At 63.0% G+C, this 8,222-nt stretch carries 10 protein-coding genes and 1 tRNA gene; 8 read left to right on the top strand and 3 right to left on the bottom strand.

Annotated features, from left to right (window positions below; all coding sequences use genetic code 11):
- Both VFF99_RS18295 and VFF99_RS18290 read left to right on the top strand, forming a co-directional pair.
- Nucleotides 1-358: ankyrin repeat domain-containing protein (locus VFF99_RS18295; protein WP_325020356.1), on the top strand; the 358-nt coding region annotated here is incomplete at its 5' end.
- 35 nt (nucleotides 359-393) lie between these two features.
- Nucleotides 394-816 (top strand): NUDIX domain-containing protein, encoded by a 423-nt coding sequence (locus VFF99_RS18290; RefSeq protein WP_325020355.1) that lies wholly within the window; start codon nucleotides 394-396, stop codon nucleotides 814-816.
- A 55-nt stretch (nucleotides 817-871) separates the two neighbouring features.
- On the opposite strand, the gene VFF99_RS18285 is transcribed toward VFF99_RS18290, so the two are convergent.
- Nucleotides 872-1,363 carry a hemerythrin domain-containing protein gene (locus VFF99_RS18285; RefSeq protein ID WP_325020354.1) on the bottom strand — a complete coding sequence of 164 codons (492 nt, stop codon included), beginning with the start codon at nucleotides 1,361-1,363 and terminating at the stop codon, nucleotides 872-874.
- A 244-nt stretch (nucleotides 1,364-1,607) separates the two neighbouring features.
- Here VFF99_RS18285 and VFF99_RS18280 point away from each other — a divergent pair, with 244 nt between their 5' ends.
- From VFF99_RS18280 to VFF99_RS18265, 4 genes are all read left to right on the top strand, one after another.
- The gene (locus VFF99_RS18280; RefSeq protein WP_325020353.1) at nucleotides 1,608-2,015 is read left to right on the top strand and encodes a hypothetical protein; all 408 of its coding nucleotides are present in this window, start codon (nucleotides 1,608-1,610) and stop codon (nucleotides 2,013-2,015) included.
- A gap of 416 nt (nucleotides 2,016-2,431) precedes the next feature.
- Nucleotides 2,432-4,018, top strand: a complete 1,587-nt coding sequence (gene ctaD / locus VFF99_RS18275; protein ID WP_325020352.1) for a cytochrome c oxidase subunit I — start codon at nucleotides 2,432-2,434, stop codon at nucleotides 4,016-4,018.
- Nucleotides 4,019-4,046: 28 nt separating this feature from the next.
- On the top strand, nucleotides 4,047-4,511 hold the full coding sequence (locus VFF99_RS18270; protein WP_325020351.1) for a DUF2244 domain-containing protein: 465 nt from the start codon (nucleotides 4,047-4,049) through the stop codon (nucleotides 4,509-4,511).
- 77 nt (nucleotides 4,512-4,588) lie between these two features.
- Nucleotides 4,589-4,663: transfer RNA gene (locus tag VFF99_RS18265), tRNA-Gly, on the top strand.
- 118 nt (nucleotides 4,664-4,781) lie between these two features.
- Here the strand turns inward: VFF99_RS18265 and VFF99_RS18260 are convergent.
- A complete protein-coding gene (locus VFF99_RS18260; protein ID WP_325020350.1) occupies nucleotides 4,782-5,573 on the bottom strand; it encodes a hypothetical protein in 792 nt (263 codons plus the stop codon).
- A 146-nt stretch (nucleotides 5,574-5,719) separates the two neighbouring features.
- Complete coding sequence (locus VFF99_RS18255) at nucleotides 5,720-6,079, bottom strand: hypothetical protein (protein WP_325020349.1); 360 nt, start codon at nucleotides 6,077-6,079, stop codon at nucleotides 5,720-5,722.
- A 173-nt stretch (nucleotides 6,080-6,252) separates the two neighbouring features.
- Here VFF99_RS18255 and VFF99_RS18250 point away from each other — a divergent pair, with 173 nt between their 5' ends.
- Together VFF99_RS18250 and VFF99_RS18245 are read left to right on the top strand one after the other, a co-directional pair.
- A complete protein-coding gene (locus tag VFF99_RS18250; RefSeq protein ID WP_325020348.1) occupies nucleotides 6,253-6,741 on the top strand; it encodes a hypothetical protein in 489 nt (162 codons plus the stop codon).
- Nucleotides 6,742-6,874: 133 nt separating this feature from the next.
- Nucleotides 6,875-8,222, top strand: a 1,348-nt coding sequence (locus VFF99_RS18245; RefSeq protein WP_325020347.1) for a histidine kinase dimerization/phospho-acceptor domain-containing protein, incomplete at its 3' end; no start/stop codon positions are given.

Here is an 8,222-nt window from a genome sequence, read left to right as displayed (position 1 = left end):
GGCGGGCAACAAGCATCCAGACGTCGTGCGGCTGCTGCTGCAGGCCGCTGCCCCCTTGCATTCGAAGGACGACGAAGGGATGACGGCATTGCACGTGGCGGTCACCGCGGGCAATACGGAGGCGGTCCGGCTGCTCCTCGCCGCAGGCGCCGACGTCCTCGCCAGGACCGAGGCCGGAGAAACTCCCCTGGAAATTGCCCGCGTTCAGCGCAACGTCGACTTGCTCAGGTTGTTGTCGAAAGCCGCGTTGTCCGTGCAGGGCCCGGCGGGCAGAAGGATCATGACTGCGCCTTTTGTCTGGCACCGCGTGGCGAACCGGCTGCTCGGCGCTGGCCTGGCATCGTTCTTGCGCGCGTAAGCCGCATTTATTGGCTGACGCAATCCTTCACAGACATGTACAAGAATCCGACCCCCGTTTCGGTGGGCATCATCCCGTCGTGCTCTCCCGGACAGATCATCCTCGTCGAGCGCAGCGACGGCGGTCTCGCACTGCCCGGCGGATACGTAGACGAACTGGAAGACGCGAGCACCGCGGTCAACCGGGAAGTGTTCGAAGAAACCGGACTGGAACTCGACGTCCGGCAGTGGCAGCTACTTTCGAGCGCGATCACGCCCGACAACAAGCTGCTGCTTTTTTCCTACTACCCGCATCCGGTAGCCGTTCCCATCGCGTTCGTCCCGAACGATGAAGTGGTGCGCGTCCTGTCCGCCGCGTGGAATACGCCCTTGAAGTTCCCCTTGCACAGAGCGGCGGCGCAAAAGTGGTACGCGCTTTCGACGTCGCTCCCCTTGAGCCCGCCTGCGCGCGCTGCTTGAGGTATTCAATGCAGGGCCGCGGGCCGGCTTCGCCGTTCCGCGGTCATCGCGCACATTACTGAGGACGTGCGCCCTGCTGGGATGATTGCGCCTGTGCGTGGACGAGGTTCGCCTCGAACGCCTGCATCTGCAAGCCGATCGGCGTCATGTCCATGCCGGCCTGTTCCAGCTTGGGAAAGAACTGGCCTTCTTCTTCCTGGATATGATGCATCGTCATGTCGATCAGCTGACGGAGCATCTGCTCCGATTGCGGATCATCCATCGACATACCCTTGAGCGATTCCAGCAGGTCATCCGCCTTCTGGTGCTCCTGCTCGAAGTGGCCGACCATCGACGCATCGACATCGCGCACCGCAGGATAGAACACGCTTTCTTCCAGCTTCGCATGCGTCTCGAGCAGTTGCAGGATTTGCGCTGCGGCCTGCTTCTTGACGTCCATGTTCTGGCTGTTGGCATACGTATCGGCCAGCTTGCGGACCGTATTGTGATCCCGCAGCAGCGCTTCGACCGGACGGTCGACGGGAAATGCGCCGCGGTTTTCGTTCATGTCAGTATCCATAGATTGCTCCATACAAAAACAGGATGCACCGGCATGGCGGCACGTGACCGCCAAATGGGGAAGCGTCCTTCCCCATTTCCTTGAAAGGGCAGCCGGATGCTATTGGCCGGACCCGCCGGAACCGCCGGAGCCACCCGAGCCCGATCCACCGGAACCGGAACCGCCGGAACCGGAGCCACCAGAGCCGGAGCCACCAGAGCCGGACCCGCCGGAGCCGCCAGAGCCCGAACCGGTGGAACCACCGGAGCTACCCGATCCACCCGATCCACCCGATCCGCTCGAGGTATCCGAAGCGCCACTGCTCCCGCCGCCGGAGGTACCGGACGCACTCGATGTTCCGGAACCACTGCCGGACGTTCCACCAGATCCGGAAGCGCCGCTGCTGTCCTGGCTCTTTTTCTTCTTGCTCGTTGTCGAGCTGGACGATCCCGAGCTATCCGATGCGCCGGATGAACTGCTCATGCCCGAGCCGGATGATCCGGATGAAGTGCCGCCGGTGGAACTCTGCGCGACGGCAACGCCGCTCGACATTGCGGAAACGAGTAGTGCAACCAAGACTTTATTCATGCCATGCTCCAATCACATAAATTTCAGGAAGCGGAGTGTCATCGAAGCGATGAACACATCCATCTTTATCTAGCTACTGTCGGTTGAGACATGGGCATTCAAAAGGTTCATTCGAACTGGTGCTTGCTTTCGCCTTATTTCATTGCACCAGCAGCGATCAAGAGCGAGGTTTCCGCGCACGAATACGCAGATCCTGCAAACACTGTGTAGATATCACTATGCCGCGGCGGCGCTGCCGTCATCGCCCCCAGGGAGAAACGCGGGACGCAGTCGTTCCTCCCTTCTTCGGCACGGTGCTTGCATCGGCGTTGGCGGCGACATGCCAGGCCCCTTCCTTGGATCGACCTTCACCCGTTTCTTCCGCGATGACTGCGGAAGCCTTTTCATGTGCCCCCCGAATCGACACCCAGCCGGCGCTTGCAGCCAGAGACCGATGGCATCGAGCAAGAGCGGGGGAGTGCGTAACCATCCGCAGCATCAGGAGCACCCATGAGCACCACGACCATTGCCGACCATCCTCACGATCACGCCCATGAGCGGCCGCACGGGCGGGAGCGGTGGCTGTACGCCACGAATCACAAGGACATCGGCACCTTGTACCTCTGGTTCTCGCTGGTGATGTGGCTGGTGGGCGGGCTCCTTGCCATGCTGATCCGCGCCGAACTGTTCCAGCCCGGCCTGCAGGTCGTGGAGCCGGAGCTGTACAACCAGTTCGTGACGCTGCATGGGCTGATCATGGTGTTCGGCGCCATCATGCCGGCCTTCGTGGGCCTGGCCAACTGGATGATTCCCTTGCAGATAGGGGCGTCGGACATGGCATTTGCGCGCATGAACAATTTCTCGTTCTGGCTGCTGCCGCCGGCGGCGATCCTGCTGACCGCCTCACTGTTCGCGCCGGGCGGCGCCACGGCCGCGGGCTGGACGCTGTACGCGCCGCTCTCGACGCAAATGGGGATGGGGATGGACCTCGCGATCTTCGCGGTCCACATCATGGGCGCATCGTCGATCATGGGCGCGATCAATATCATCACCACCATCCTCAATATGCGCGCCCCCGGCATGACGCTGATGAAGATGCCGATGTTCTGCTGGACCTGGCTGATCACCGCCTACCTGCTGATCGCCGTGATGCCGGTGCTGGCCGGCGCCATCACCATGCTGCTGACCGACCGCCACTTCGGCACCGCGTTCTTCAATGCCGCCGGCGGCGGCGACCCGGTGATGTTCCAGCACATCTTCTGGTTCTTCGGCCACCCCGAGGTGTACATCATGATCCTGCCGGCCTTCGGCGTGATCTCGCAGATCATTCCCGCGTTCTCGCGCAAGCCGCTGTTCGGCTATGCATCGATGGTGTACGCAACGGCATCGATCGCGATCCTGTCGTTCATCGTGTGGGCGCACCACATGTTCACCACCGGCATGCCCGTGACCGCGCAGCTGTTCTTCATGTACGCGACCATGCTGATCTCCGTGCCGACCGGCGTGAAGGTGTTCAACTGGATCGCGACGATGTGGAAAGGCTCGCTCACGTTCGAAACCCCGATGCTGTTTGCGATCGGCTTCATCTTCGTGTTCACCATCGGCGGCTTCTCCGGCCTGATCCTCGCCGTCTCGCCAATCGACATCCAGATGCACGACACCTACTACGTGGTCGCGCATTTCCACTACGTGCTGGTGGCCGGTTCCGTGCTGTCGCTGTTCGCCGCCTTCTACTATTGGGTGCCCAAATGGACAGGCCACATGTACAACGAGACCCGCGGCAAGATCCATTTCTGGGGCTCCATCATCACGCTCAACCTGACCTTCTTCCCGATGCACTTCCTGGGCCTTGCCGGCATGCCGCGCCGCTATGCGGACTACCCGGCCCAGTTCACCGACTTCAACATGCTGACCTCCGTCGGCGGCTGGGTCTACGGCCTGCTGCAAGTCTATTTTGTGTTTGCGATCCTGCTCCCCGTGATCAAGGGCGGACAGAAGGCGCCGGCCAAGCCGTGGGAAGGTGCGGAAGGGCTGGAGTGGACGGTTCCCAGCCCCGCTCCATTCCATACCTTCGAAGTGCCTCCCACTGTCAAGTAGGCAACCGCATGTACCCGAGGTGACGGCCATGACGAACCGCGAATGGAACCTGAGGCGAAACTGTTGCCTCTCGCCGCGCCAGCTGGCGCTCGCCTTCCTGATCCTGTTTGCACTGTCGGCGCTTGTATCGGGCATCTTCCTGCTGCTGCACGGCGCGTGGCAGGTGTTCCTGTTTGCCATGCTGGAAATGCTCGGGGTGGCGTTCGCATTCCTGTGCTATGGGCGCCATGCGACAGACCACGAACATATCGCGCTGACCGACAATTGCCTGCTGGTGGAGCGCGTTCTGGGAGGGAAGACGCATCAGTATCGCCTCGATCCCGACCACACCCGCATCGCTGCGCCCAAGACCAGCCGCGATCTGATCAAGCTCGAGGCGCGAGGAAGCCGGATCGTCGTGGGAAGATTTGTCACCGCGCCCAGCAGGCGTCTGTTTGCCGATGAGCTCCGGCAAGAACTCAATGCCCGTTTGCGGAAAGGCAGCGTCGCGTAACGATGCGTATGCGCAGCGCAGCATTGTCTGCGGCAAGTCAATCCGCACCTCCGGAGCACCGCTATGATCCGGGGTGTGCGGGGGTAGCTCAACGGTAGAGCGCAACCCGTCCAAGGTTGAGATCATGAGTTCGAGTCTCAGCCCCCGCTCCACTTCCACTTCCACTTCACTCCCACCCTCGCGGCCCGGCAAGGGGCTGCATCGCCGGCAATGAACTGAAACGGCTTCGATGCCGTTACACATTCTTACATTGTCAAAAAGTCTTTAAATTCAGTCACTTGAAAAAATCCCAATGCGTTTCGCCGCGCTGCGTCGTGAAAGCTGCTGAACAAGCGGGCAAGCGTTGCATCCAAACTGCTGCATCGGTGATGCCTTTTCCCCAATTCTAAAAAAGGAGTTACTCATGACGTTGAAGACCACTCTCCGCTCCCTGTCGCTGATCGTGGTGGCGTCCGTATCGTCCATCGCTCTGGCACAGTCAGGCAGCAGCAGCAGCGCAACAGACCCGTCCACCGTCAAGTCGCAGAGTGCGACAGGCGCGACCGGCGCAGGCACCGGCAGCGACGCCGGCATGCAAGGCGGCAGCGGCACCTCCAGTTCCGTGCCGTCCAGCACGCCGCAGCCGGGTTCGTCCGCATCCGGCGCCTCAGGCTCATCGGGTTCCAGCGGCAGCTCGGGTTCGAGCGCATCGGGTACATCGGGCAGCAGCGACACGTCCTCCGGCGCATCGGGCAGCTCCGGCACGGGCGCATCGGGATCGTCCGGCTCGACCACCGGCTCGACCGGTACCTCGGGTTCTTCCACTTCGCCCAGCGCTACCGGCAGCACCGGCAGCACGGGTAGCGGCGGCGCAGCCGGTGCAAGCTCCGGCACCTCCGCCGGCGCCACCGACGCCACGACTGACAAGCCGAAGGCCAAGAAAAAGGCCAAGAAGGCCAAGAAGGCAAAATCTGAAACTTCCGGATCCTCTGCTTCGCCGAGCGCGGCGGGCGGCTCCAGCGGCTCCAGCGGATCCAGTGGCGGTGCATCCACCGGCGCTTCAGGTACCGGCGGCGGCTCCAATGGCGGCGGCTCCGGCGGCGGATCGGGTGGCGGCTCCGGTGGTGGTTCGGGCGGCGGCAGCGGCAAGTAATACGCTGCGGCGCGACAGCAACGCCCATAAAAAAAGCGGCCCGCCAGGCCGCTTTTTTGTTGCCGGTGCGATGCGTTCAGTCGTGCTTGTGCTTGCCCTTGCCACCCTTGCCGCCGTGGTGGTCATACTCGGCCGATTTCACGAAGTACACCGGCTGGCTGCAGGCGTTGTACTTGTGGCAGTGCTTGGACCACTTCTTTGCGTGTCCCGGCGGGACATGCATGTACACCGGCTGCACCGCAACCGGGCGGGCAGGGCGCGTGATGATCACAGGCTGGGCATAGACGACCGGCGGCGGCGCGTTGCCGATATCCACGCGGCCGTATACGCCAGGCGCGACTTCCCCGCCGACACTGACACTGACGCTCGTGGCATGCGCGCCGGCGGCAGCGGACGCCAGCAGAAGAATGGCGATGTTGACGAAAGTGCGACGCATGATGGGCTCCTGTTCGAAATGCCCCGGCGGACCGGGTACCACGCGATGATACCGGATGACAAGCTGCCCGGCTGAAAGAAACTGTAAGCATTCGTTGTCCGGATGAAGGCCCGTGTTTGTCGCCGGGCCCCGAATCTGCTTAAATGCTCGCAACCCTCCTCGGAATTCACTCCATGCATCCTGCCTCGTCCCAAATGCCCGCCAATGCGCTCAAGCGCCCGCCGAAACTTTACCGTTATGCACCGCGCGCCGAACTGGAACGCTCGCTGCAGTTCGGCGAATTCCGCCTGCAGCCGCCGAACGGTCCTGTCCGCGGGCCGGGTTTTCTCACGCTGAGCCTCGCCAGTGCCTGGGACACCTCCCTGTTTGCCGGCCTCGGCAATACGGATTGCTGCCTCGTGATCCACGACGCCGAACAATTCGGCGAACGCATCCATCGCGCCGCGCAGCGTCTCCTGCCGAGCTGGGCCGGCATCGACGCCGCCATTTCCTACGGCACGCCTAGCCCGCTCGGCGAAGTCTTTACGCGCGCCAGGCAGCAGGCAAGCGACAAGGAATGGCTGTTTGCGTGGCGCCCGACGCAGCAGACGCTGGTCAACAAGGCCGTTACCATCACCATCGGCAGCATCGAAGGCATCGCCGAACTGCGGCACAAGTCCTGATCCACGCGCCGCCATGGCATGACATGGCGGCGCGGCCCTCCGGTTGCTACACTGGCACAACGCAACCCGGCAAGGGAGGGCGCATGGTGAAGACACTCCGGTTTCTGCAAGGACACAAGAGCGAGGGCCGCCTGTGAAACTGCGCGCCTCCATCGTGCTGGCCGTCATCGTCGGCCTCTTGATCCCGCTCACGGTCAGCAGCGTGCTCACCCTCAGCCAGCGGCAGGACGCGCTGACGCGGCAACTGCAGGCCGACCACGAGCGCCTCGCCGACATCCTCGCGCTGGGCATGCAGGAACCGCTGTGGAACCTCAGCCATGAAGCCGGCCTGCCCCTATTCCATTCCGTCCTCGGCGATGCCCGCGTCACGGCGCTCGTCGTGCGCGACAAGAAATTCGGCGTGTTCCTGAACAGCGAGCAGCCGAAGCGTCGGCTCGGACGGCAGTCCCGGATCACGCGCGATGTCCTCTACCACGACAACGTCATCGGCTACGTGACGCTGGAAATGGACAGCGGACAACTGGACGTCGAGATCACGCGCGACCGCATCGCCTTCGCCCTCACGGCGCTCGGCCAGCTGCTGCTCAGCCTGGCGCTCATCCTGGTGCTGCTGCAGGTGCGCGTGCTCGCGCCGCTCAGGCAACTCATCGGCGCCTCCCAACGCCTTGCCCGGCGCGAGCTTTCCGAACCCTTCAACTGGCAGCGCAAGGACGAGCTCGGCAGCCTCGGCAACAGCCTGGAAAGCACGCGCCAGGCCCTGCGCAGCCTGTTCGACGAACTCGAGACCAAGAACCGCGAACTGGAGCGCGACATCGAACGCCGCATGCAGGTCGAGAAGGAACTCAAGCAGCACCGCGAGCACCTCGAGGAACTGGTGCGCGCACGCACTGCCGAACTGACCGTGGCCAAGGAGCGCGCCGAGATCGCCAATCGCGCCAAGAGCACCTTCCTCGCCAGCATGAGCCACGAACTGCGCACGCCGCTCAATGCCGTGCTCGGTTACGCGCAGATCCTCAAGCGCGACCACAACCTCGATCAACGGCAGGTCGCCGGACTCGATACCATCCAGCACAGCGGCGAGCACCTGCTCACGCTCATCAACGACCTGCTCGACCTGTCCAAGATCGAGGCCGGCAAGTTCGAGCTCCACGAAAGCCCGGTCGACCCGCGGCAATTCCTGCACGCCATCTGCGACATCATCCGCGTGAAGGCCGAACAGAAGGCGCTCGATGTCGTGTTCGATGTCGCCCAGGGCTTGCCCGCCGCCGTGATGATGGATGAAAAGCGCTTGCGGCAGGTCTTGCTCAACCTGCTGGGCAACGCCATCAAGTTCACCGACCGCGGCCAGGTCAAGCTGCGGGTGGTGCAACTTCCCGCCGCCGAAGGGCTGGCGCGGATACAGTTCGAGGTGAGCGACACGGGCATCGGGATGGAAGAAGACCAGTTCGCGCGCATCTTCGAACCGTTCGAGCAGGTGGGCG

This window comes from Noviherbaspirillum sp. (assembly GCF_035654295.1).
Classification (GTDB): domain Bacteria; phylum Pseudomonadota; class Gammaproteobacteria; order Burkholderiales; family Burkholderiaceae_D; genus Noviherbaspirillum.
The sequence above is the reverse complement of the archived record's forward strand: the minus strand, read 5'-3'. Positions and strand labels throughout refer to the sequence as shown.

Bases quoted from the DNA above. Each gene is read 5' to 3' on its own strand.
- VFF99_RS18290 (WP_325020355.1), top strand. From the start codon at position 394: ATGTACAAGAATCCGACCCCCGTTTCGGTGGGCATCATCCCGTCGTGC.
- VFF99_RS18285 (WP_325020354.1), bottom strand. From the start codon at position 1,363: ATGAACGAAAACCGCGGCGCATTTCCCGTCGACCGTCCGGTCGAAGCG.
- ctaD (WP_325020352.1), top strand. From the start codon at position 2,432: ATGAGCACCACGACCATTGCCGACCATCCTCACGATCACGCCCATGAG.
- VFF99_RS18270 (WP_325020351.1), top strand. From the start codon at position 4,047: ATGACGAACCGCGAATGGAACCTGAGGCGAAACTGTTGCCTCTCGCCG.
- VFF99_RS18255 (WP_325020349.1), bottom strand. From the start codon at position 6,079: ATGCGTCGCACTTTCGTCAACATCGCCATTCTTCTGCTGGCGTCCGCT.
- VFF99_RS18250 (WP_325020348.1), top strand. From the start codon at position 6,253: ATGCATCCTGCCTCGTCCCAAATGCCCGCCAATGCGCTCAAGCGCCCG.